The sequence below is a fragment of the Streptomyces sp. NPDC059010 genome, from assembly GCF_042740355.1.
Lineage (GTDB): Bacteria > Actinomycetota > Actinomycetes > Streptomycetales > Streptomycetaceae > Streptomyces.
Window position 1 is genome coordinate 61,993 of the sequence record NZ_JBHYJA010000042.1, and the last position, 22,321, is coordinate 84,313.

The following is a 22,321-nucleotide window of genomic DNA, read 5'->3' on the forward strand; positions in this document are numbered from 1 at the left end:
CGCGCAAGCAACGGCACACCGCGGAACGCGTCTTCGGCCGGCTACTTGAGGAGTATCAGTCCCGCGCCATCTCTTACGGGCGTGGTCCGGGACTACGTTGCGGTGCGCCGGGGCGAGATCCGGGCGGGCCCGCAGGGCGCCCCAGGCCCTGCGGTGCGTATCTGGTGCCAGGTCAGACCCCCGCGGACGTCCGGGCGTCCTCGGCGGGTGTCACAGGCACCGCTGCAGGGCCGCTGCCGTGCCCCTCCGCAGACCCGAACCAGGCCACTGCCACCGCGCCCGATACGGCGAGCACGAACCCGGTGACCGCCACCCAGGCGAAGCCGGGACGGGAGGCATCACCGAGCCACAGCACGCCGATCATGCCCGGCAGGACGGTCTCGCCGACGACCAGCGCGGCAGTGGCACCGTTGACCGAGCCGATCTGCAGGGCGACCGTGTGCAGGTACATGCCGCCGATGCCGGCCACCAGGATCTCGTAGAGCGCCGGGTCGCCGAGCAGCGCTCCCAGGTCGAACGGGTCGATGCCGTTCAGCACCCGGACCCCGACACCGAGGGCGCCGAAGCCCAGCCCGGACAGCAGGCCGGCCAGGATCGCGGCGCGCGCCCCCAGCAGGCGTACGGCCACGGTGCCGCCCACGACCAGGAGCAGCGAGATCCCCAGCAGCCACCAGTGGGTGGAGATCGGGGTGTCGCCGCTGCCTTCCGGGCCCGCCGCCGTCGCCAGCAGCACCAGCGCGGAGCAGACCACGGCGATCGAGGTCCACTCGGCGCGGTTGAGCCGGATGCCCAGGAGCTTGATGCTCAGCACCGCCGTGATCACCAAGTTGGCGCTGATCACGGTCTGCGACAGGAACAGCGGCAGGAGGCGCGCCGCCAGTGCGCCGAGCCCGAAGCCGACGAAGTCCAGGATGGTCCCGACGATGAACTCCCAGGTCATCGCCGCCTTCGCGGTGGACGACAGGCTCGGGCCGCCGTGCTGGGTCACGCTGCCCGTATCGGCCTCCCGGCGGGCTGACTTCCGTGATCCGACGGCCTGCAGGACGGAGCCCGTGCCGTAACAGATCGATGCTGCCACGGCGGTGAGCAGTCCTATGAGCACCGAAAGCTCCGTTCATGTAGGGGTCGGCGGGATCCGGTCCTCTCCCGTTCCCACTGGCAGACGAGGGTTTCGGCGCGGAAGTTGCTTTCCGCGAGTCAGCTACCGGCGTATCTCCTCCATCACGGCCGCCGCCTGGTCCCTCAAGGTCGAGGACCGGCGCCTCGGCACCCACGGGATCAAGACCACGGGGTTCCACCTGCCCTCCCCGGGCATCGAGATCCGCACCGGCCCGCCCGGCACCCAGGGCAGCTTCGTGAAGGCCAGCCAGGTACCCGACTCACCGCTGTGGCGGACCCGCTGCGCCTGGAAGACGTCTGGGACCTGCTGCCGCCGACCCTCCACTACCCGCTCACCACCAGCGACCGGCTCACCCCGCTCTACACGGTCGGGGACGACGTCGGCGCCGGCACGCACTAGCACACCCTGCTGAACGTCCCCGTGTGCGACCTCCCCGACCGGGTCATCGACACCGGCACCCGCGAGGCACTGGCCGACTTCCCCCTCGTACCCGGCCGTCGCCCAGCACGAGAGCTACGTGACCACCCGCGCGCTCAGCCTCGGTCTGCAGGCGCCTCCGGAGTACACCCGCCACGACCACGGCGGCGGCGAACTCAGGATGAACTGGCTCATGCCCGAGGGCGTGGGCACCGGATTCGACGCAATGGCGACCGGAGCCGAACGGCTGGCTCACTTGCGGACCCTGACCCGCGGCTACGCCAGGAGCCGGTACTTCCTGCCCGTCCTGGGCCAAATGGTTTCCGGACCGCAGACCGACGTCGCCACGGGTCAGCGCGGCCGCACCACGGGGACGATCGTGTGCCGGGTCGTCCCTGCCACGACCTCCACCACCACCGCATCGCCGGCGGCGGGCGTGTAGACGTCGCCGGCCTTCGTGAACGCCCGCCCGGACCGGGGGAGGAGGCGCGGGCCCGGCGACGGATTGGCGCCCGCTGTCGATTGGCTCATGGGCGGAATCCCGAAGATGCAGTCCACCCTGTATCGCTCGCTTCACGCACCCGTCGGCCTCGATCTGACAGGACCGGCATCGACGAGCGTCGTCGTCCACCGCGTCGCGGATGCCATCGCCGTTGACGACAACAGCACCGCTCCATCCCCTGCGGCTGTGGTGACTTCGTCAACCTTGGACTTCCTGGCCTGGTCGACCACCCGGATTCCGTGGCGTGAAGTGACTCAGGTGACCGGCGACGTCTCCTTCGCGGCGAGCTTCCTGGACAAGCTGAATCTGAAGCTGAACCTGATCTGACCACTGGTGAAGCGTCGGTATTCGAAAGCTGCGGTACTCCGCTGACGCCTGGCGTGCTGATCGTACGCAAACGCCCTGCTGGGACGGAACTGACTGATGTGAGGGAGTAGGCGCTGGCCGCCTCTAGCTGCGTCGGGAGCCGCCACGGCTCGTGCCATTGAGGCACTCAGGGGCCGAGGCAGCTGACAGACTCCAGGCCATGTGGGATGGAGCAATCAACGCGAGTCATCTGTACTCATCACTGTGGCTGACCGTGCACACATACGAGCGAGACGGGGCGCCGTCGAAGACGGTCGGTTCCGGGACAGGGTTCGTGGTGCAGCGGAACCTGTTCGGTAACGACCAACACAAGGGGATCCTCATCACCAACCGCCACATACTCGACCCTGACTACATCAGGCTCACGAGCAAGAAAGTGGACCGGTTGGAGATCAAGGGTTTTCGTCAGCCTACATGGCGCACGCGCCCGGTGGGGAAAGCTCAGCCTGTCCAATTCACCATCTCCTCGCCGGAGCCGATCTTTGCTCCCGATTATGCGGATATCGCAGCCATCGACTTGGACGCCGCCGAAATTGCCGGAGGGTGCCCCGAGCTCACCCAGCTTTGCTTCGGCCTTGCAGACGCGGCCGACTTCGACAACCGACTGCACGTCGGAGCCCAGGTCATCACACCCGGCTACCCAAGCATCGATCAGACCACCGCGCCACGCCCCATCCTTGTGAGCGGAACAATCGCCTCTGACCCTCGCGAGTCGGCGGCGATCGGTACGGCGGAATTTCCGGAGTGTGTACTGTGCCACTCCTTCAGTTGGGGCGGCATGTCGGGCTCCCCTGTATTCGCTTTGCTACCAAGGAGTAAGGACTCGTTTTCCACGTGGGACGAAAATGAGCGGAAGGGCCCCCGCGAGCTGCGCCTGGTAGGTGTCAATCGCGGTCACGTCAGGATCGGGGGGACGGCTGAAGGCGCCCTGACATACTTCGCTAAATCGACCGTCCTCGGCCGCCTACTCAAGGGAATGGGCGCAATACTTCTTCAACGATTTGACGACTACGAGGACGGAGAGCCGCTACTCCAGGAGGAAGTGCCCCTCCACGAAGACGAGTACTGAGCACCGTCACTGAGTGGATTGTTGCAGGTTCCGGACCTTCGACCAGAACCGGCCCGCCGCATACGCCGACCTGAGCGGCTTCGCCACGCTCGCCTCCACGCCCGTCCCTTCGCACGCCGTGTACCAGAGCAGGGCCTCGCTGCGGTCGGTGATCGACCACACTGGCTCGATCGGCGGGCCGACGTCGGCGAGCACGTCCAGGAGGACCTGGCGGCGCTCCGAGTACGGGCGCGGACGCAGGTCGGGGAAGCCCGCTGCGGCCTGGGCCAGGACGTCGAACGCTACGTACGTCGCCGGGTGCTGGTCGGCGAGCTCCCTCGCTGCGGGGGCGGGACAGCGCACGGGACTGCGCCGCGGCGAAGCTATGTGCGCGGTGCCGTCGGCGTCGGCGACGTACACGACGGCCTCGCCGTCCAGAATCACGCCGGGCGGCAAGCGCATGGCGGCCACGGCCAGGTCCATCCAGAGCGCGGTGACGTCACGGCCGGTGCGCGACTACAGTCCGGACGCCGTCCTCGGTCCGCCACAGCACGGTCCGGTGGCCATCGACTTTCGGTGATGCGCTGTTGAGCTGCCCACGGGCTGTCGTCCAGCGTCATGTCGATCACGGGCTGGCGGGTGCACTTCACCCGCCGAGACCTGGCCAGCCGCGCGAAGTGACCCCGTTCATGCGGGAGTTCAGTTCCCTGTTCGAGTTCCAGGCCGACACCGCCATCGACGAGGGCCGCCACCGGCACCCGGTCCGGTTCCTGCGTCTGTGCGAGGACCTGGTGCCGGGGCAGCTGCCGCGGTTGGGAGCCTGAGGTCAGATGCCGGGCACACCGGCCAGGGCGGCGCTCAGTCCGAGGGCGGCGCTGACGCCCAGGGTGCGCAGGACGCTCCAGCGCACCTTGAAGATCAGCACCACGGCCACCACGGCGGTCGCGAGCGCGGTCGGCCGCAGGGTCGACAGGTCCGGTACGGCCACCTGCAGCGGTCCGGCGGTGACGGTGTCGACGGCGGTGAAGAGGGTGTGTTCGGCGAAGTACAGGGCGAGGTTGGCGATGACGCCGACCACGGCGGCGGTGATGCCGGTCAGGGCGGCCGAGACGGAGCGGTTACCGCGCAGGCGCTCGATATAGGGGGCGCCGAGGAAGATGAACACGAAGCAGGGCACGAAGGTCACCCAGGTGGTCAGCAGCGCGCCGAGCAGGGCGGCGGCCCACGGGTTGAGGGCGCCGGGGTCGCGGTAGGCGCCGAGGAACGCGACGAACTGCACGACCATGATCAGCGGTCCTGGTGTGGTCTCGGCGAGGGCCAGGCCGCGGACCATCTCGCCGGCGCTGAGCCAGCCGTAGTGCTGGACGGCCTGCTGGGCGACGTAGGCGAGGACGGCGTAGGCGCCGCCGAAGGTGACCAGCGCCGTGCCGGAGAAGAACAGGCCCTGGGTGGTGAACACGCTGCCCGCGCCGGTCAGGACGGCGACCGCGGCGACCGGCACGGCCCACAGCAGCAGGCCGGCCAGCAGGATCCGCAACGCCCGGCGGCGGCCGGGAGACTCGTGGTGGAGGGCATCGTCGGGGATCAGCGGGGCGGGCCCGTCCTCGGCCGCGTGCGCGGTGGGCGGCTTGAGGGTGTGCGGGGCGAGGCGGGCCAGCAGCCACCCGACGACGGCCCCGGCGGCGATGACCACGGGGAACGCCACCGCGAACAGGGCGAGCGCCGCGAAGGAGGCCACCGCGAGGGCGATCAGCGCGGGGTGGGTCAGGGAGCGGCGCCCGACCCGCCACACGGCCTGCGCGACGATCGCCACCACCGCCGGTGCGAGCCCGGCGAACAGTCCGGTGACCGCGGCCGTCGTGCCGAAGCCGACGTAGATGGCCGACAGGGCCAGCAGCGCCACGACGCCGGGGAGCACGAACAGGGTGCCGGCGGCCAGGCCGCCGCGGGTGCCGTTCAGCAGCCAGCCGATGTAGATGGCGAGCTGCTGGGCTTCGGGGCCGGGCAGCAGCATGCAGTAGGACAGGGCGTGGTTGAACCGCTGCTGCCCGATCCACCGCTTGTCCTCGACAAGGGTGCGCTGCATCACCGCGATCTGCCCGGCAGGCCCGCCGAACGTCTGCAGCGAGATGGCAGACCAGGTCTTCACCGCCTGCCGGAACGGTATGAGATCACCGTCCCGGGATGGGTCCTGCCCGGGCGGGGCTGTCTCGGGTGCGGGCAGCGAGGAGTGATCGGCGGCGGTCACCGGGATCTCCGTCCGGTCGCGAGCGGCAAGGGCGGCATCATCCGGCGGAGCCCCACAGCACGAACCGGGGACGGGCCCGCGCCGGAGAATGTCGCCTCCGGCACCGGCCACACCTCCACCAGATGATGTAACCATGGTTACATCACTTCAGGCGGCTGAGGGAAGGGCGCCTTCCGGTGAGGATCATGAAGACTTCATGACACCGCCCGCGACCGGCCGGCGGCGCAGCCGACGGCGAGGAAGGACGATCCACGTGACACGGCACGCTGAAGGACACAGGAGCACGCACGGGTGAGCGAACGCAGCCTTCCGCAACAGCCCATGCCCGCTGATGGTGTGGGGCAGTGGGTGCTGCTCTCGTACCGGCTGCCCCGCGAGCCGTCCACCCCGCGCATCACTGTCTGGCGCAAGCTCAAGCGGCTTGGCGTCGCCCAGATCAGCGACGGCCTGATCGCCCTGCCCGCCGACGCCCGCACCCGCGAGCACATCGACTGGATCGCCGAGGAGATCGAAGGCTTCGGCGGCACCGCCACCGTATGGCTCGCCCAGCCCGGCAGCACCACCCAGGAACGCCATCTCGCCCAGAGCATGGCCGAAGCCCGGACAACCGAATACCAGCAGGTCACAGCCCAGGCCGAACAGGCCCGCACGCTCGACGAGGACGAGCGCCGACGCGCCCTGCGACGCCTCCGTGCCGAACTGCGCCGCATCCACCGCCGCGACTACTTCCCCCCACCCGCGCGACGCGCCGCCGAAACAGCCGTCAACGCCCTGCACCCCACCCACGACCCCACCGAGGAGAACGCATGAAGTGGGCCACCCGCGCCGGCATCCACATCGACCGCGCCGCCTGCGCCTGGCTGATCCGCCGCTTCATCGACCCCGACGCCACCTTTGTGTTCGTCACCGACCCCGCCCAGGTCCCCGACGACGCCACGGCGTTCGACATGCGCGGCGCCGACCTCGGCCACCACCACGGCGACTGCAGCTTCGAGACCATCCTGCGCCGCTACGACCTCACCGTCGACCCGGCCCTCCAGCGCGTCGCCGAGATCATCCACGAAGCCGACCTGGACGACGAACGCTTTGACGCCCCCGAAGCCCCCGGCCTCGACGTCGTCCTGCGCGGCCTGTCCATGATCGGCGACGACGAGCACACCATGACCATCACCAAGCCCGTCTTCGACGGCCTGTACGAGTACTACCACCGCGCGACCCTCCTGGGCCGCGAACCCGCCTGACCCACACCGACGAAAGGCCCTGCCATGATCGGCTGGGGACAAATCCTCTACGGAGCAGAGCGGGACGCCGAGGAACTCACGGTCGGCCAGGATGAGCATGCCGGGGCCGGTGGAACGGACCAGACGGGCCGACAAGGTGAGTTCGCCGACCCGGCAGCCGCCCTCGGCTGACTCGTGGTCCCCGGCCCTCTCGCGTATCCGGGCCAGGGCGGTCAGCGCTTGTGGGGCACCGGCGTCCGCAGCCTGCTGATAGAGGGTTTCCGCCGCTGTCGGGGTTCTCGGGTTGGCGCAGTTGGGCGAGTTGCACGAGGGCTGTGGGGTTGCCGGCATCGGCTGCCCGCCGAGCGAGGGCTTCGGCCCATGCGTGGTCCCCGGCGTTCTCCCTGTTGACGGACGAGCAGCCACACGGACCATCCGTTGTCGATGGCGATGGCCCGCTGATACATGGCTTCGGCTGCGTCGCGGTCCCCTGAGTCTTCCCGTATCTCAGCCAGGCTGACGAGCGCATCGACGAGGTCGGCCTCGGCAGCTTCTTCTAGCAGGACTTCTGCGGCACCCTCATGCCCAGCGTCGGTATGAAGGTCCGCGAGGATGACCTATGACCGCTGCACTCACCGCGGTCCTTGCCTGAACCGGGTGGGAGGTTGGGATTGCCTCCTGGCATCGCACATGGCGCCCACTGCGCGCCTCGTCTCAACCGGCCAGCCCACTCACGTTCGATGGGCGCAGTTCGTCTGAAGGGAAACCTCGCGGACCCGCTCGGTCCGGTGGTCCCCGGGTCCGTCAAGGCGCCCCACCTGGTTCAGGCGATGATCGTGTGGAAGAAGAGGACCGCGGCCGCGAAGGTGGCACCGCCGGCCAGCACGGTCAGAACGCCCGCGCCGAGCGCGGTGAGGACGCCCAGCAGCAGGATGATCGCCGTGCGCAGGGCGAGCAGCGGTTGAGGATTCTGGCTGTTCACCATCAACTCCCATTCCGACCCTTGAGCTGATCGGGCCGGAATCGAGAATGCCCGTCCGCACGCAGGGCGCGAGCAGGGCTACACGGCGCCCGAGATCACGCAGGACGGGCGGGTCAGTCGACCACCCCAACTCAAGGGGCAACTCGATGTGTTGACCGCCGGTGAAGATCATGCAGTCGCTCACGTAGAGTCGGTTCACCACCGTAGCGCCCGAGAGAGCTGCTCGATGCGTCTGAGCAGCCTCACGTTGAGCGCCGCTCGAAGCTCCTTGAGAAGTCAGCACCGCCTTGTCTGGTGCCGGGTCTTCGACGATCTGCTCCCGGAGCCTGCATGAAAGTTCCTGCAGCAAGCCCACCTGGGCGCGTCACCAGGCCGGGACGGTGTCACGCGCGGTGTCTTCGGCGCGCCGGCTACGGCAGAAGGACCAAGACGGCGAGTGTGTACAGTCCGACGATCGTGGGCGTGAGGTACGCCTCCCAGTCGTGGATCCCTTTCTGCTCCGAGTCGTACATGGCGTGCTTGGTGCGTTGGACTCCGGCGAAGGTCCCCGCCATCGACAGGACCAGCCCGGAACCAACGACCCAGTTCACGCCAGCCGGGGTGAGGCTCCAGTGGACGTCACACAAGCGGAGCGCCAAGCCGAGTACGACCGGCGCGCTGCTGACCGCGGCCACGTGGCCGGCCTTGCGGTAGGCGATCTCTTTGCTTTTGATCCACTGGCCGTCTGCCCACTCGGACTTGAGGTCCGCGTCGCTGGGGCCCGATTGCCAGCTGTCTGCGACGGCGAATGAGCTGAAGTACGTTGCCGCGAGCCCTCCCACACCGGTGGTGATCGCGAACAGGCCCTTCTCGTCCTTCAGGTAGATGGCGGCGAGGACCTCGAAGGACGCCAGGATCGACACGATGGAGATAGCTACGGGGATGGCGGTGTACATGACCGCCGGTGGGAGATTTGCCGTCTGGTCGCGTTCCGCGCCGATCGCGGCGAGACCGATGGACCCGGTCAGGCTGCCTATCGTGGCAACCACGAGCAGACCGCATGCCAGGGCCACTAACGTCTCCGAGCCCTTTGGCTTGTGCGATGTGAACAGGACCGTGACAGTGGGGATGGCGAGTGCCCCGAATGCCCCAACGATGGGTGCGTAGGCTGCCGCGCCCTTTCGAATGTCGTAGCGTCCTTCGGCTGTTGTGGCTCCTGAACTGTTCCTCATGCGCGGACGCTAGGTCACCGGTGGCACCCACAGGCCAAAATATAAAGACAGTTATGCATCTGATATGACATAGCCTTGCATAGCATTCCTAATCATGACCGGGCTGTAGCGGAGGCTGAGCGCTTCTCGGTGAAAGCTGAGCGTCGATGCGCGCTCGCTGGTCGCCATCCGCCGACCCCGCCGCGGCACCCCTGCTCCGGCCGGCGCGCGCAGCCTTCGGCGGGAAGAGGCCTGCTGGCCAACCTTCGGCGAGGACGCGCATGATGAGGGGGTCGGCTTCCTTGCCCGGCCGCCACCAGGATGGCGGCGGTGACCGTCAGCACCAGCACGACACCGACCGGCCACAGGCGCATCCCGCGCCGCTCTGTCCCGCTATGGGGGGCCGGGGACGCTGCCTGAGCCGCTGGGGGCCTAGGCCAGAATGAGCGTGCTGGCATACGTCGTCAGACCGCTCGGCGTGCGCGACCGGTTGCACCTGTGGGCCTGCCGACCGCGCCAAGGGCGCACAGCGCCGTCTGCCTCTGTTCCGGCCGACGGAAGGTCGTTTTGGGGCCTGCGGTAGAGCCTTCAGTACCACCTGCAAGCGGCGCGGAGCTGTGCGGGCTCCGCGCCGTGGCCAGCGCTGCGGGCGTGTCTGGCTGAGTGTTACCTCGGGCGATCGACGACGGCTGCGTCGATGTGGTCGATGTAGGGCTTCGCGTATCGGCTGACCGATGCGATTTGGTTGATTGGCTTGTCGATGCGGCTGGGGCAGGTCGGGTCCGTGGTGGCGCAGGCCGTTTCCAGCACGATGTCTGTGGTGGCAGCCGTTTGGCCCTCGTCGTCTACGAAGGTGACGACCACCTTCTTGCGGCAGGCTGCGAACCACAGGTGGTTCTGCACGGTGGCGTTGCCGGTGAGACGTGAAGTCGACCTGTTCCACTGGATGTTCGCGCTGTAGGAGCAGGCGGCCGTGTAGTCGCTCTCCGTGCTTGCGTGCAGTACCGGGTCGCTCACAGAAGCGGATGCCGGAGTGGGGGCCCAGACCACGCATGCGGCTGCGGCCGCGACCGCCCCCATCGCGGTGCGTCGGAGAGTCGGGTTGTTCAGCACATTTTCCTCCTGAGGTCAGCAGCCGAGGGATGCTCGGCTATGGGTGGTGTGCTGCGGGAATGCCGCTAGACCGATCGTGTCGCGAGTGCCCGGCTTGAGGCGTCTCGTGAAAGGTCGATGTTTTCGGTCAGCTCTGAGTCGTGGTTATGGCGACGGCATGCTTCTGCGGTCTGATCTGTGATCACGGTGATGGTCGTACGAGGTGCGTCGCAGGATCTGTTCTGCGCCCTGTGGGGCAGTGGTTGATTTCACGTCGATCGTTTACTGCCGTGCTGGGTTTCAGAGCGCTGTGCGACTGCGAGGGGAGACGGAGTGAATAGGTCGTCCTTCGTCGTATTCGCCACTACGACGTTGGTGAGACTTTCCCTCACAGGGCGGTCAGCGGGTGTTTCATGTTCAGCGTTCCGTCGCGGAGAGGGCTCGCGTGACTCCGCCGTATCCGCGGGATGCCACTGAGAAAGCACCATGAGCGGAAGGACTTGAGCATGTGTGATGTCTACGCGATCCGTACCGATCTTCGCGTCTCGGTCCAGGTGCGGGCAGCCGCCAGCCTGGTCGATGGTCATCGGGCTGTCGGCGTCCTGGTGGAGTCCGACATGGTGTGGGTCCCCGACCCGCCTGATGTGTTCCTCGCGGACTCCCGAAGTCACGCAATGGAGATCGTGATCAGTCCGTTCCCCGTCCGGGAAGAGCTGTTGATCGAACGCATCAGGGTCCCGGTGATCACGACGTACGAACGGGAGGGGAACGACCGTCCGGCGCTGGCTGACCTCCGCTTAGCCTCGCGGTCGCGGTACGCGCCGCAGTTGCGAGAGTTCTCTGGGGCTGATCTGGCGCGAGAGCTGGAGGAGAAAGGCGGGGACATGCAGCTCGCGCTGGTGCGGATCGGTGCTGTCTCGGCCGATGCCTTTGACGTCGAGTCAAGTCTGAAGCAGATGTCGCAGATCGTGAACCGTCAGGGAATCCCGGATCATAAGCCTAAGCGGCCCTTCGCTACGTACGCTGGCCTTGTGGACGCGGCATGCAAGGTGACCTGCCGGTGCGAGCCTGCCGCTTAGGCATGACAACGTTAATCGCTCAACGAATTCGCTGGTTGCCGCAGGGAATTCAGGATGCCGCGTGGGTACTGGCAATTGCGGTGCTGGACGTTCAGATTTTCTCCTCGAACACGCTTCGCGGCCCCAACCTCGCCTATGCGTTAGTCGGCTATACGGCACTGGTGTGGCGCCGGCGCTACCCGCTGACCGTTTTCGTCGTCGTCTACACGTATCAGGTCATCGCCACCCTATGGGTGGTCGGCTATTCCCCTGTGTTGGGCTTGCTGCTCGCTCTCTACACAGTCGCGGCCAACTGCTCGTTGCGGGCAGCCCGGCTGGCGTTGCTAGCCGCAGCGGTGCCCTATCTGGGGGCAGCCGCCTGGGAGGCATGGCACCAGCCAGACCAGCGCATCAGTGCGTTCGTGGCACTCTCCGCTTTCTACCTCCTGCAGGCCGCAGGAGCTTGGGGCATCGGGCGGTGGGCGCAGCTGAGCCGACTCCACGCGGCCGATCTGGAGTACCGGCGCCAGGCCGAGGCCCGTGAGGCTGTAACTTCCGAACGCACCCGCATCGCCCGCGAGTTACACGACATTGTCGCGCATTCGGTGACGGTGATGATGCTGCAAGCCGCCGTCGCGAAGAAGACCATGCGCACAGATCCTGACCAGGCTGGTCAAGCCCTCTCCGCCGTCGATGAGTTGGGCACCCAGGCCATGGGCGAACTCAGCCGCATGCTTGCCGCGCTCCGGCCTGACACCACCGGCGGCGGCCCGTCCGGATCCGACAATGCCCGCCAGCCCAGCCTTTCCGATCTGGAAGCCCTGCTGGAGAGTGTTCGGCAAGTCGGCGTATCCGTACGCTCCGCAGTGATCGGCACACCGCGGCGGCTCGACCCGAGCGTCAGCCTGACTGCTTACCGCGTGGTGCAGGAAGCGCTGACCAATGTGACCCGGCATGCCGGACCCGGCACGCAGGCAACGGTCCGGCTCTCCTGGGGCCCGGAATTGCGGGTCGAGGTCATCGATGATGGGGGCGGTGCCCCCGACCCCACCGCGCGCGGCCTGTCTACGGGCCAGGGGTTGCGCGGGCTCCGTGAGCGGGTGGCGATCACCGGTGGCGACCTAGACACCGGACCCACGCCCCAGGGCGGCTTCAGAGTCACTGCACGGCTGCCGACCGCGGTCACCACCGTCGAAACCACCCCCGTCCTCCCCGCGACGTCCAGCACGCCGGACCATCCGTAGCCGCGCGGACTCCCTGCGCCCACGAGGAGCGATTTCTATGACGATCCGAGTCATTGTGGCTGAGAACGAGCCCGTGGTGCGGTTTGGAATTACGGTGCTACTCAACGCCGAACCGGACATCGACGTCGTCGCCGAGGCGGACGATGGCGCGCAGGTCATCGACCAGGCCCGCCACCTTCAGCCGGACGTTGTGGTCATGGACATCCGGATGCCGGGCACTGACGGCATTCAGGCGACCCGGCAAGTCACCGCCACTACGTTCACCCAGGACGACGACCGCCCCGTCAAGGTCTTGGCTCTGACGACCTTCAAAGACGACGAGGCTCTTTACGCCGTGTTGCGCGCCGGAGCCTCGGGCTTCCTCCTCAAACATGCGGCGCCCTCCGATCTGGTCGGCGCGGTGCGCGCGCTCGCCGCCGGAAAAGGATGGCTCGACCCCGCTGTCACCAAGACCCTGGTCAGAGAGTTCGCCACCCGCGCAGATCCCTTATTGCGCACGCCGACCGAACTTGACCAGCTCACCCCTCGGGAGCGTGACGTTCTGCTCACGGTAGCCCGGGGCCTTTCCAATGCCGAGATCGCGGCAGAATTGCACATCAGCGAAGGCACGGTGAAGACCCATCTGGGAAGGGTCCTGACAAAGCTCGGGCTGCGCGACCGAGCACAAGCCATCGTCGCGGCCTACGAGAATCGGCTCGTGGGAAGGACCACAGACGCATGACATGCGTAGCCCTGACCCAGCGGTTGTGCGTCAGGTGCAGCGGAACCTGTTCCTGACCGGCCCCCTGCAGGGCAGGCACGATCCCGTCGGCCACGGGGCAGCGCTGTTCGCGTTCTTCGCCGCCATGGCGGAGGCGGAGCGCGACTACATCCGGGACAAGACGCTGGAAGGGCACGAGACCGCGCGGACCAAAGGCAGGGCCATTGGCTGTGTGAAGGTGACCGACCACGACATGCTCGCACCGTCCGTTCCCGGCGGGGGCCGGCCGGGAACGGACGGCCCCGCCGGGAACGGACCCTCTGAGAGGCTTTTGAACTGGGAAGAGGTTCCCGGCGGGGCCGGGTGGCCTGGGCGACAGGACACCAGCCCGGGCTCGTGATGACGCGCAGGGCTGTGGCGTGCGAATCCCGGCATCACGGTCCTCGATCTGAACCTTGCCGACGCCCTTGTCGTCGCGCGGCAAAAGACCTGTCACGAGGACCGCTTCCGGCGCGTGATCACCGTCACCGCGGAGAGTCGGGACGAGTACGTCGACCTGACACGGCGCAACCAGGTGACGCCGTGCACGACGCTCGATCGTCTCCTTCCCGAGCAGGATGAGGAAACCGCGGCCTGGAACGTGGAAGTGGCCAACCGGTTCGCTGATGAGCTGCGCCGCGTCACCCTCGCCGCTCGCGGACTGCTCAGCACGATCGTTGAGTTCGACGGAAAAGATCGGCGTGCCGGAGGCCCGCTCGACGGGCCGAGACCACCGAAGAGCGCGTCCGCAAGCTCACCATCGAACCCCCAACGGCCGCCGCGTGGTGCGGGCCACAGTTCCGCTTGAGGGAGGCCCGTAGGGTCGCGGGTATGAGTGCCGACCGACAGCAGGGACAGGCCGCGGCCGGCGCCTGGGCGAGGATCGAGGCATGGCTGCAGCACAATGCTCCGCGCTCCTACGGGATGCTTGCCCTACCCGCCGCAGAGGCCGACATCCGTGCGGTTGAGCAGGAACTTGATCTCGTCATCCCACCGGGCCTCAGGGCGTTCTACCGTCTACGCAACGGCACGGGTCACCCTGCCGACTTCGGTTGGACACCTGAACCCGAGACCGGGCTTCCCCTGCAAGGTCAGGGAACAGCCTGGTTACTGCCGATGAAGCACGCGATTCCGCCGGTGCAGCATCTGCCGAACTGGGACGAGGGCCCCCACACCATCGGCATGCCGACCGATCCCGCGATGCGGTACCTGGCCTTCGCCGCGACCGATCGCAGTGGCCTGTACGGGCTCTTCACCGACTGCACGCCGGGACCCGGCTACGGGCGGATCGGAACCTTCGAAGAGGCCGGCATCCCCGAGCTGGGCGTGTGGCCGTCGTTCGCCGACTACCTCATCGAAGTCGCCGATGCCCTGTACGAGAATCGTGGTGTGGAGTACGTGGGCGGACGCCAGGACACGGCTGTGCCCGGTCTTGTCGATCAGGCTCTGGTGTGGGAGGGGCCTGTGTATCCGCTGGATCCGGACTGGGAACGCTTCGCGTAGCGCTGTGGCCGGAACACCGCGGGGTGCCTGCGGGCCGACGTGGAGTTCGTCCAGCCGGGCGGGGCGCCGATCGGCTTGGTGGTGGTCATCCGGTTCCCTCGGAGTTCAGCGCGCTGGTGTCCAATGCGGTGATCTTCCATGACGCGCTCGGCATTGCCGAGATCGTGCGCCGGCGGCGGGCCGAGGGGATGGGCATCGCTCCGGAGGACCTGGCACCGGTCTCGCCGTACGTGACCGGGCCCATCCGGCGCTTCGGCGAATACTCCACCCACGGGCTCGGCGACGGGCCCGACGCGTACGGCCCGCGCCTGGACGTCGACTTCACCCCTGTGCGCGGCGACGAGCAAGCGGCCGGGGGTTTCTCGCAGGCCGCGTGAGCCCGTGTCCCGAGTCGGCGGCCGTCAGATCACCGCTCCACCTGGTCGGGGGTGATCTTCACGTCTCCGTGGGCTCTTGATCGTTGTGTTCTTGCTGCTGTGCCCAGGCGATCGCCCATTCGTCGAGCGGACGGAGGGCATCGCGGAGTGCTGTCCCCAGTCGAGTCAGCTTGTAGCCGTCGGCCGAGGGGGCGATGATCCCGCTCGATGCGAGTTCGCGGAGCCGCTGGTAGAGGACGCTGGATGACAGCCCTTCGCACCGTGCCAGCAGCGCGCGGGCACCGAGCGGACCCGCACGCAGCTCCCAGAGAATGCGCAGTGCCCACCGACGGCCGAACAGGTCCATCGCGGCCATGAGGGGACGGCCGGTCGTCGATCCACGAACCGGTGTTCCTGGGCGCGGCGACGGCATAGCCCCCTCCTTGCGTTTCGTTATTCGAAACACTAGCATCCATCCGGCGTTTCTGATTTCGAAACGAACTCGACGGGAGAGCCGATGTCGCGGATAGCCCTGCTGGAACCGCCGTGCACCGACCAGGCCGCCTCTTCCCCGACGGCAGCGCCTACACCACCGCCGCGCGGGTCGGTATCGGCGCCATGGCGATCACGACGCTGACAGGCCCTCGCTCTCACCCGCCGACGCTCCTCCGAGACCAACCCGTAAGTCAGATGCACTCATTCCAGCACTGGAGGTTCCCGTGCCCAAGGGCTACTGGGTCAGCGTCTACCGCACCATTTCCGACCCTGAGAAGCTGGCTGCTTACAACAAGCTGGCCCGCCTGGCCGTCGAGCCCGGGGGCGGCCGGACCCTCGTCCGTGGCGGTCGGGTCGTGGCGTATGACGCCGGAATCGCCGAGCGCACCGTCCTGGTCGAGTTCGACAGCTTCGAGCAGGCCGTCGCGGCGTACGAGAGTGCGGCCTACCAGGAGGCGCTGGCCGCCCTCTCCGACGGCGTCGAGCGCGACTTCCGCATCGTCGAAGGCATCGACTGACCGAGGTCCAGCCGGAGCTTCACTGAAGGGTCACAGAGCTCCAAGAGGCTCGACCCGCCGAGGTGCTGTGCAACGGCAGCCACATCCTCACCCCGCTCGGCCACGACGCCCGCGAGGCCCTGCGTTCTGTCACCGGGTGGTCGCGGCGGTGGGCTGCCGAGCTTACGGACGCCGTCCGCCGTCAGGAACTGCTGGGCCAAACTCCCCAGGGCGTACACGCGCATCCGCTCCCAGCACTCCCGTTCAAGGGCCAACCATTCTTCTGTCCAGCCCGGCAGGAGACCATGACTCAAATCGCTGATCAACGAGCCCCAGTCGAAAGGCAAAGGACCAGGGCGCGGTGCGAAAGTCCCGCCTGCCGCGCGACGCCCGGCACGCCCTAGGCTTGCCCCATGATCCACGGCACCCGCCTTCGCGCCCTCCTCGCCACCGGACTCATGGACCAGCTCGGCGCTCGCGACAAGAGAGTCCTTGAGCGGCGCGCTGACCTCGCCGGTGCGGACGAGGAGGCATCACCGGTAGATCCGCGCGGCTGGTGGTACGCGGTGCCCGCGGACGCATACGAGGGCGTCTTCGAGGTGTTGGGGCTGTACGACCGCCTCCCCTGCACCTTGGCGGAAGGCGCCGATGTGGAGGACATGCCGCACCGGCGGGGCGCGATGCCCGTGTTCATCACCCCCGAACTGGACGGGTGGCGACTCGTGTTCGGGAATCTCGACAGCGTCGTGGGGGTGGACTGGGACGACTGGATGGGGACCGTGGAACGCCTCAGTGCACGCTGCGGCCGGGCCCAGATGTTCTTCATGGACGGCGCTGGCGGGTCGGACGTCTGGGTGGTGGCCGAGCAGGGAAAGATCCGTCGGCGGTATGCGGCCGAGAGTGACCCGGAGTGGATCGGCGCGCCCTTGCCCTGGGAGGAACTTGGCACCGACGGAGAGGATTTCGACGGGGACGGGACCGATGTCGAGGGGACCGTAGGAGCCGAGGAGGCTTGCGGTGCGCTCTCCGTCGACCCCGCAGAGATCGGCGGCGGGACCCGTGTGCGCGGGTATGGGTGGCTCGCGCTCAGTGCGCCGGGGATCGGGCACGAGGAGCTCGGTCTGCTGCTCTAGGGCCTGTTGCGAAAGTTGATCTTAATCGTTGATGATCATGTCCTGTGGGACGTGGGGATCTGACGAACGGCCAGTGGGCCCGACTTGAACCGCTGTTGCCTCAAGGCGCCAAGTCGCCCCGTCCGCCGGTCTGGACGGCCGCCAGGCCGGCGCCGGCGGGCGCGGGCAAGACCTGATAGGGGGTGAACGGCCGACGTCAGGGCGTCCGGTCCGGCGATTCCGTCGGGTGTTTCTGTCTTGGCGGGCGTTTCTGCTGGGCGGGCCGAGGGGCCGGCGCTCTCAGGTGAGCGCCGGCCCTGAGCGCTTTCACGCGGCAACGTGGTTGCGCTGGATTCCTGATCGCTTGGGTTGGAGCCCGCAACTCTCAGGCGTGGTGCTGCGACACCATAAGAGGGTGCCGCCTGGTGATTGCCAATTGATGAACTGCCGGGTGCAGGCTGCCAGCAGCCACGTGCTCGTGCACGAACCGGCTTAAAGGTGCAGGTGACGAGGTGGATGAAGGCCGGGAGCGGCGGCCCGAACGTAGCCGACCAGGGACCCTGCCGTACTGCCCGATTGGGATAAGGCTGCATCAACACGCCGGCCAGTGGATCGAGGGCCCTACCAAATGGACGGCCTTGCGCGGGCCTTCGCGGTAGCGCTCCGGGCCTGATGATCCGCATCCTCGTAACTGCCCCGGCAGGTTCGGTACTGATCGTTGGCCGTGCGGGTGCCCCGCGCGTGCGTGCTCATAGGCTCGGGGGGAGCGTTGAGGTCTCCGAGGGGACGCAGCGGGGGGTGGGCACAGAGATGCCGGACCTCTCCGAGAAGCTGTGTCTGAGGCTTGCGTGACGAAATGAGCTGGCCTCGGACGGGTTCTGATTTCGGGCTCGTCGCTTCGGGCGGGGCTGCCCGAGGCGACGGGGCGGACGAACGCCGATGCCGTCCCTGTTGTGGCCGGGGCAAGCCGAACAGGGCAGCGGGATGATCACGGCCCCCTCAGCGCTCGTCGTCACCTGGCGGCCCGGCCGTCGTTGGCGCATCCGCGGTTTGAGCGGCGCCCGTCTTGTCGTTGATCTGGAAGGTGATGACGTCGACTTCGTCGGTTCCCGCCAGATCTGGGTAGTGGCCCTTGAGGGCCTCCCGGAGTTCGGCTGCGGTCGTCAGCCCCTCGGCTTGGGCGTCCTGGTTGGTGAGGTCGCTGACCAGGCAGTGCCTGATGCCGGTCACCTGTGCCGGCAGGACGACTTCGGGGTCGCTCTCGAACACCAGCCGTGCCGGGCCGAGCTGGGCCGGGTCCCGGAAGCGGGTGGTCTTGGTCTTGGCGCCGGAGCGGACGACTTCGAGGTAGCGGGGGTTGAACCGAATGATCGGGGGACCGGCCGTCTCGGGGTCCTGGCAGAGCGATGGGTCGAGACCGTTCATGCCCGTCTCCGGGGTCCATCGCTGAGCCAGCGGCATCAGGTCGGCGGCGAGCACGGACCTGAGCCCCGCGGACGTGGGAACGATGACGCGCATGGTGGGGTAGTAGTCCACGAAGACCTGCCGATCGCGCCCGCACGGGCCGATGACCCCGCGCCCGTGGTTTCCCACGGCGACGATACAGCGCATCTGACGGGCGCCCTGGGCTCGCGCGGCTCCCAGAGCCACGAGTTCGGCGCAGGGTCCGCCGGTGAAGTGGTAGAGGTTCACGCCGGCGAACATCCGGTAGTCGGCGGCCATGACCGCAGCGCCCACCGTGTGGATCCCGTCTTCGTCGGGCCCGGCGTCGGTGTGCGCGTCTATGGTGCGGCCGGCCAACTCCACGAGCTCACGCTCATCGTCATCGAGAACTCGTGCAGATGACGGGACGTACACCTTTTTGACCTTCCCTTCCGTCAGCAGTCGCCCCAGAGCATTTCACGCCATGCAGGCGGGCTCCACAGGGTTTCGGCCTACCCCGGCTGGACCCCCATGGTGGTCCCGTGGGCAGGGATGCAGTGCCCGGGCTGAGGCCGATCGTGGATGCAGTGCCCGGGCTGAGGCCGATCGTGATCACGGACGACGATCCGGGGCCGCGGTCTGCAACATCCCCGCTCGAAGGCGCTCAGGGGCGCCGCGACGCCCCTGAGCGGGCCCTTCTTTCAGCAGAGTTTGCCGTTGTAGAAGGCACCCTTGGTCCTCCACGACGGGCCCAGGTCGGTCGGCCCGGGACCCACACAGATAGGACCCACATTTCCCCCGACCGTGAGCGTCACCATGATCTGGATGTGGGAGCCGTCGCTGGTGCAGTGGTTGTACCAGGCGTGTCCGCCGGACTCCGAATACGCACACGGCTTAGCGGCTGGACCTGCCGAAACTGGCGCGACGCCAGCACATGTCATCAGTCCGACAACGCTTGCGCCGACTAATGCAGCGGACCCCAGTTTGCGTCTAACCATCGCCAACTTCCCCCTGACGAACTCGATTCACGAACGTGGCTTCCGTATCGCCATCGCCACTGGTCGACTTCTTGAGCGAAAGGTTTAGTAACTCACAACCAGGAAGCCCGGACAAGGTGCCGAGTTGCTGCGACATCGCGGTGGACTCCAGACTCGTGGAACCCCGGCGACTTCACCCACCAGGCCTACCGGGCCGGATGAGGACCGGTGAACGAGCGCTACTGGATCGACGCAGACAAGTCCGAGCGCCGCCGTCAGGTCCTCGATGAGGGCTACACGGCGACCGGTGTCACCGACCGAGGAAGGAAGGCAGCCATCCTCTCCACCGCGGCGTAGCCACCGGGACGTCGTCGGCGGGCTTCGGCGGGGGAGCGATCCGGTCCGGCTCCGGACCGACCTTGTTCGGATCGTCGGGACCGCAGCCTCGACTCCCCGCTCCGCCAGCAGGGTGAAGACAGGCCGCGGTAGTGCCTGCCTGGCAGGCGGCGGCGCGGCCGGGGCAGATCGGTCTTCTCGGTCCTGCTGCTCTGATCTTCCGGGAAGGACTTGAGCCGACCGGCGTTTTCCAGGCGGGCGAGGATCGGGCTGTCGCCGTCGGCGCTGCGGCAGTATTGGCTGTCGGGGCCGCCTGCGGAGCAACCGCAGGAGTCGCTTGCCTCCTTGCGGGCGCCGTCACCGGAGCCCTCTGGACTGGCGCGGCGGGCGCCGGGATGGCCAAGGCCATGGGCCAGGACCCTGTTGAAGGTCTGACCGGGGGCGTCGTCGGCGGCCTTCTCGGACCGTGGGTGCCCGCCCTCCGTCCGATCCACTACATAAACTGAAGCCTCCCGTGCTGTGCCTCCCTCGAATTCCGGGGGAGGCGCAGCGTACCGGTGCGTGCAGCCGACTCAAGGGAACAGAATGAACCCCGCCGCCAAAGGCATTGCAATCGGCTCCGTCCGAGTGGCGATGCTCGTTGCAGCCATCGTCATGGTCTCCACCCCATGGATCGCCGGTTGGTCCTTCTCCGCGTTCATAGTCTGGAGCGAGTCCTTCGTCGTCATTGTGTACGCGGCAAATCTCCTGCTGTTACGGACCGTTGCCCGATGGGACATCAGGAAGCACGTACCGCAAGGCGAACATGTGCGGCTGGTGGTGGCAGTACGCAGGAGAGCCGGGCGGCTGCCGTTCCCCCTGCTCGGCGATGAGTTCGTCGTGGCGCTGACTGACCAGCGCCTGCTCATTCAGCCGCGCTCCACGTTCACCGGACGCCCGAGAGGGGAGCTTCTCCTCGGCGGGCAAGTCACCTTTCGCCAGGGGAAGGTCCTCTCTATCGAGACGGAATCCGGCGTCAGAATAGACGCGCTGGTGCAGATGGCGCATCGAAGCGACGTCGCCTATTGGATACGGCGGTGGCAGGACCGCTGACCCACCCGGCTGCACAACGAACACGGCGCCGCGTCACGCACAGGCCGAGGCAGCTTTCAGCACCGAACATGGATACGGACCAGAACCGCTCCGCCAATGGCAGCCCCCACGGCTCCAAGTCCGACCACCGGGGCAACCGCCAGTGCTCGCTGCCATAGCCCTCGTTGGCGGCTGGCTGGCTTTGCAGGGACATCGCCGCCGCAACGGCAGACTCTCCTCATAGCCGGCGCCTGTCCGCTGGGCTGCCTCTTGGTGCTCCTCGCGCTGGGGTTGGTGGGGTGATGGGTGGTTGTGGGGGGGTGTTAGTGGGTGGGGGGTTGGTTGGTGGTCCAGTTCCAGTTGGTGATGGTGGTGTGCATGAGGTGGGTTGCGGTGGAGGGGTGGCTGTTGGTGGCCTGGTAGAGGGTGACGGTCCGGTGGGAGGCGGGGTCGTCGAGGGGGATCCAGGCGAGGGGGGCGCGTGTGGTGCTGCGGCGGGCGGAGGCGGGGACGAGGCCGGTGCCCAGGCCGGCGCTGATGAGGTCGGCGATGGCGCTGTGTTCGTCGCTCTCGCACACGATTTTCGGGGTGAGGCCGTGTGCCGCGAAGAGTCGGTCGAGCAGGCGGCGCAGCCAGTGTTCGTTGCGGGCGGTGACGAAGGGCTGGTCGGCGAGGTCGCTGATGGTCACGGAGGTTCGGCCTGCCAGTGGGTGGTCGAGGGGGAAGGCTGCTCCCACCTGTTCCTGGAACAGCCGTGTCGCTTCCAGTCCTTCGGTGTGGATGGGGTGCGAGGTGACGCACAGGTCGATGTCCTGGGCGCGGAGTCGGCGGGCCATGTCCTCGGGTGGCGACCAGTGGAGCGCGATCTCGGCGTCGGGATGGGTGCGTTTGAAGGCCGCCAGCGGTCCGGTGAGGGTGAGGAAGGTCTCCGAGGCGAGCCGGACCGTGCCCAGGCCCTGGTCGGCGGCGTCGGTGACGGCCCGCCGTCCTGCGTCGAGCTCGCCCAGGGCGCGTTCGACGTGGTCGCGGTAGAGCCTGCCGGTGTCGTTGAGCCGGAGCCGGCCGCCGCGGTCGAACAGCGGTACGCCCAGTTCGCTCTCCAGCCGGGCGATGGTGCGGCTCAGTGACGGCTGGGCGATGTGCAGCTCGTCGGCGGCCCGGCTGAGGTGCTCCAGCCGTGCGACGACCAGGAACTGCCGGAGCGAGTTCAGTTCCATCATGCCCCCCCGGTGCATAGCCCCATAGCAATATTGATCTTAGACAAGATAGCTGGCGCGTCATAGTTTCGTGGTGTCAGAAGCCGAGCGGTCCACCATGAAGGGGAAC

The 22,321-nt window shown here is 67.7% G+C and carries 27 protein-coding genes and 1 pseudogene; 18 read left to right on the top strand and 10 right to left on the bottom strand.

Annotated elements, in window-relative coordinates:
- Nucleotides 1-172 precede the first annotated feature (172 nt).
- Nucleotides 173-1,102: a hypothetical protein gene (locus tag ACFWYS_RS35145; RefSeq protein ID WP_384777712.1), complete on the bottom strand. Its 930-nt coding sequence runs from the start codon at nucleotides 1,100-1,102 to the stop codon at nucleotides 173-175.
- A gap of 285 nt (nucleotides 1,103-1,387) precedes the next feature.
- Between ACFWYS_RS35145 and ACFWYS_RS35150 the strand changes: the two genes are divergently transcribed.
- From ACFWYS_RS35150 to ACFWYS_RS35165, 4 genes are all read left to right on the top strand, one after another.
- Complete coding sequence (locus ACFWYS_RS35150) at nucleotides 1,388-1,519, top strand: hypothetical protein (RefSeq protein ID WP_384777715.1); 132 nt, start codon at nucleotides 1,388-1,390, stop codon at nucleotides 1,517-1,519.
- 118 nt (nucleotides 1,520-1,637) lie between these two features.
- Nucleotides 1,638-1,979, top strand: a complete 342-nt coding sequence (locus ACFWYS_RS35155) for a hypothetical protein (RefSeq protein ID WP_384777718.1) — start codon at nucleotides 1,638-1,640, stop codon at nucleotides 1,977-1,979.
- Between the two features lie 105 nt (nucleotides 1,980-2,084).
- The gene (locus ACFWYS_RS35160) at nucleotides 2,085-2,366 is read left to right on the top strand and encodes a hypothetical protein (RefSeq protein ID WP_384777721.1); all 282 of its coding nucleotides are present in this window, start codon (nucleotides 2,085-2,087) and stop codon (nucleotides 2,364-2,366) included.
- Between the two features lie 199 nt (nucleotides 2,367-2,565).
- The gene (locus tag ACFWYS_RS35165) at nucleotides 2,566-3,474 is read left to right on the top strand and encodes a trypsin-like peptidase domain-containing protein (RefSeq protein WP_384777724.1); all 909 of its coding nucleotides are present in this window, start codon (nucleotides 2,566-2,568) and stop codon (nucleotides 3,472-3,474) included.
- Between the two features lie 6 nt (nucleotides 3,475-3,480).
- Here ACFWYS_RS35165 and ACFWYS_RS35170 read toward each other — a convergent pair.
- Nucleotides 3,481-3,957: pseudogene (locus ACFWYS_RS35170) on the bottom strand (hypothetical protein); the annotation flags it as partial.
- A gap of 185 nt (nucleotides 3,958-4,142) precedes the next feature.
- On the opposite strand from ACFWYS_RS35170, the gene ACFWYS_RS35175 reads away from it, so the two are divergent.
- Nucleotides 4,143-4,277: a hypothetical protein gene (locus tag ACFWYS_RS35175; protein ID WP_384777727.1), complete on the top strand. Its 135-nt coding sequence runs from the start codon at nucleotides 4,143-4,145 to the stop codon at nucleotides 4,275-4,277.
- 2 nt (nucleotides 4,278-4,279) lie between these two features.
- On the opposite strand, the gene chrA is transcribed toward ACFWYS_RS35175, so the two are convergent.
- Nucleotides 4,280-5,701 (bottom strand): chromate efflux transporter, encoded by a 1,422-nt coding sequence (gene chrA / locus ACFWYS_RS35180; protein ID WP_384777730.1) that lies wholly within the window; start codon nucleotides 5,699-5,701, stop codon nucleotides 4,280-4,282.
- Nucleotides 5,702-5,992: 291 nt separating this feature from the next.
- Between chrA and ACFWYS_RS35185 the strand changes: the two genes are divergently transcribed.
- Both ACFWYS_RS35185 and ACFWYS_RS35190 read left to right on the top strand, forming a co-directional pair.
- The gene (locus ACFWYS_RS35185) at nucleotides 5,993-6,511 is read left to right on the top strand and encodes a Chromate resistance protein ChrB (RefSeq protein ID WP_384777733.1); all 519 of its coding nucleotides are present in this window, start codon (nucleotides 5,993-5,995) and stop codon (nucleotides 6,509-6,511) included.
- On the top strand, nucleotides 6,508-6,942 hold the full coding sequence (locus ACFWYS_RS35190; protein ID WP_384777736.1) for a chromate resistance protein ChrB domain-containing protein: 435 nt from the start codon (nucleotides 6,508-6,510) through the stop codon (nucleotides 6,940-6,942). Before ACFWYS_RS35185 ends, ACFWYS_RS35190 begins: the two co-directional genes overlap by 4 nt.
- An 802-nt stretch (nucleotides 6,943-7,744) precedes the next feature.
- Here the strand turns inward: ACFWYS_RS35190 and ACFWYS_RS35195 are convergent.
- The 3 genes from ACFWYS_RS35195 to ACFWYS_RS35205 all read right to left on the bottom strand — a co-directional run bounded on the left by ACFWYS_RS35195 (nucleotide 7,745) and on the right by ACFWYS_RS35205 (nucleotide 10,206).
- A complete protein-coding gene (locus ACFWYS_RS35195) occupies nucleotides 7,745-7,906 on the bottom strand; it encodes a hypothetical protein (RefSeq protein ID WP_384777739.1) in 162 nt (53 codons plus the stop codon).
- Between the two features lie 407 nt (nucleotides 7,907-8,313).
- Nucleotides 8,314-9,114 (bottom strand): hypothetical protein, encoded by an 801-nt coding sequence (locus tag ACFWYS_RS35200; protein ID WP_384777742.1) that lies wholly within the window; start codon nucleotides 9,112-9,114, stop codon nucleotides 8,314-8,316.
- A 645-nt stretch (nucleotides 9,115-9,759) separates the two neighbouring features.
- The gene (locus tag ACFWYS_RS35205; RefSeq protein ID WP_384777745.1) at nucleotides 9,760-10,206 is read right to left on the bottom strand and encodes a hypothetical protein; all 447 of its coding nucleotides are present in this window, start codon (nucleotides 10,204-10,206) and stop codon (nucleotides 9,760-9,762) included.
- A gap of 485 nt (nucleotides 10,207-10,691) precedes the next feature.
- Between ACFWYS_RS35205 and ACFWYS_RS35210 the strand changes: the two genes are divergently transcribed.
- The 7 genes from ACFWYS_RS35210 (at nucleotide 10,692) to ACFWYS_RS35240 (ending at nucleotide 15,106) form a co-directional block, all read left to right on the top strand.
- A complete protein-coding gene (locus tag ACFWYS_RS35210; RefSeq protein WP_384777748.1) occupies nucleotides 10,692-11,264 on the top strand; it encodes a hypothetical protein in 573 nt (190 codons plus the stop codon).
- Nucleotides 11,228-12,487, top strand: a complete 1,260-nt coding sequence (locus ACFWYS_RS35215) for a sensor histidine kinase (protein WP_384777751.1) — start codon at nucleotides 11,228-11,230, stop codon at nucleotides 12,485-12,487. The genes ACFWYS_RS35210 and ACFWYS_RS35215 overlap by 37 nt, the downstream gene beginning before the upstream one ends.
- A 37-nt stretch (nucleotides 12,488-12,524) precedes the next feature.
- A complete protein-coding gene (locus ACFWYS_RS35220; protein ID WP_384777754.1) occupies nucleotides 12,525-13,208 on the top strand; it encodes a response regulator in 684 nt (227 codons plus the stop codon).
- 25 nt (nucleotides 13,209-13,233) lie between these two features.
- Nucleotides 13,234-13,587 carry a hypothetical protein gene (locus ACFWYS_RS35225; protein WP_384777757.1) on the top strand — a complete coding sequence of 118 codons (354 nt, stop codon included), beginning with the start codon at nucleotides 13,234-13,236 and terminating at the stop codon, nucleotides 13,585-13,587.
- A 114-nt stretch (nucleotides 13,588-13,701) separates the two neighbouring features.
- The gene (locus ACFWYS_RS35230) at nucleotides 13,702-14,034 is read left to right on the top strand and encodes a hypothetical protein (RefSeq protein WP_384777760.1); all 333 of its coding nucleotides are present in this window, start codon (nucleotides 13,702-13,704) and stop codon (nucleotides 14,032-14,034) included.
- Nucleotides 14,035-14,057: 23 nt separating this feature from the next.
- Complete coding sequence (locus ACFWYS_RS35235) at nucleotides 14,058-14,729, top strand: SMI1/KNR4 family protein (protein ID WP_384777763.1); 672 nt, start codon at nucleotides 14,058-14,060, stop codon at nucleotides 14,727-14,729.
- A 116-nt stretch (nucleotides 14,730-14,845) separates the two neighbouring features.
- Entirely contained in the window at nucleotides 14,846-15,106 is a 261-nt protein-coding gene (locus tag ACFWYS_RS35240; protein WP_384777765.1) for a Tn3 family transposase, read from the top strand.
- A 58-nt stretch (nucleotides 15,107-15,164) separates the two neighbouring features.
- On the opposite strand, the gene ACFWYS_RS35245 is transcribed toward ACFWYS_RS35240, so the two are convergent.
- Nucleotides 15,165-15,461, bottom strand: a complete 297-nt coding sequence (locus ACFWYS_RS35245; RefSeq protein ID WP_384777768.1) for a winged helix-turn-helix transcriptional regulator — start codon at nucleotides 15,459-15,461, stop codon at nucleotides 15,165-15,167.
- Between the two features lie 343 nt (nucleotides 15,462-15,804).
- Between ACFWYS_RS35245 and ACFWYS_RS35250 the strand changes: the two genes are divergently transcribed.
- Both ACFWYS_RS35250 and ACFWYS_RS35255 read left to right on the top strand, forming a co-directional pair.
- A complete protein-coding gene (locus ACFWYS_RS35250; protein WP_384777771.1) occupies nucleotides 15,805-16,098 on the top strand; it encodes a DUF1330 domain-containing protein in 294 nt (97 codons plus the stop codon).
- Nucleotides 16,099-16,490: 392 nt separating this feature from the next.
- Complete coding sequence (locus tag ACFWYS_RS35255) at nucleotides 16,491-17,210, top strand: hypothetical protein (protein ID WP_384777774.1); 720 nt, start codon at nucleotides 16,491-16,493, stop codon at nucleotides 17,208-17,210.
- 978 nt (nucleotides 17,211-18,188) lie between these two features.
- Here ACFWYS_RS35255 and ACFWYS_RS35260 read toward each other — a convergent pair.
- Both ACFWYS_RS35260 and ACFWYS_RS35265 read right to left on the bottom strand, forming a co-directional pair.
- A complete protein-coding gene (locus ACFWYS_RS35260; protein ID WP_384777777.1) occupies nucleotides 18,189-18,995 on the bottom strand; it encodes an ASCH domain-containing protein in 807 nt (268 codons plus the stop codon).
- Between the two features lie 317 nt (nucleotides 18,996-19,312).
- Nucleotides 19,313-19,609, bottom strand: coding sequence for a DUF6355 family natural product biosynthesis protein (locus ACFWYS_RS35265; protein ID WP_384777780.1), 297 nt, complete (start codon nucleotides 19,607-19,609; stop codon nucleotides 19,313-19,315).
- Between the two features lie 207 nt (nucleotides 19,610-19,816).
- Between ACFWYS_RS35265 and ACFWYS_RS35270 the strand changes: the two genes are divergently transcribed.
- Nucleotides 19,817-19,945 (top strand): hypothetical protein, encoded by a 129-nt coding sequence (locus tag ACFWYS_RS35270; RefSeq protein WP_384777783.1) that lies wholly within the window; start codon nucleotides 19,817-19,819, stop codon nucleotides 19,943-19,945.
- Between the two features lie 564 nt (nucleotides 19,946-20,509).
- Complete coding sequence (locus ACFWYS_RS35275) at nucleotides 20,510-21,016, top strand: hypothetical protein (RefSeq protein WP_384777786.1); 507 nt, start codon at nucleotides 20,510-20,512, stop codon at nucleotides 21,014-21,016.
- 302 nt (nucleotides 21,017-21,318) lie between these two features.
- Here ACFWYS_RS35275 and ACFWYS_RS35280 read toward each other — a convergent pair whose 3' ends face one another.
- On the bottom strand, nucleotides 21,319-22,215 hold the full coding sequence (locus tag ACFWYS_RS35280; protein ID WP_384777789.1) for a LysR substrate-binding domain-containing protein: 897 nt from the start codon (nucleotides 22,213-22,215) through the stop codon (nucleotides 21,319-21,321).
- Nucleotides 22,216-22,321 lie beyond the last annotated feature (106 nt).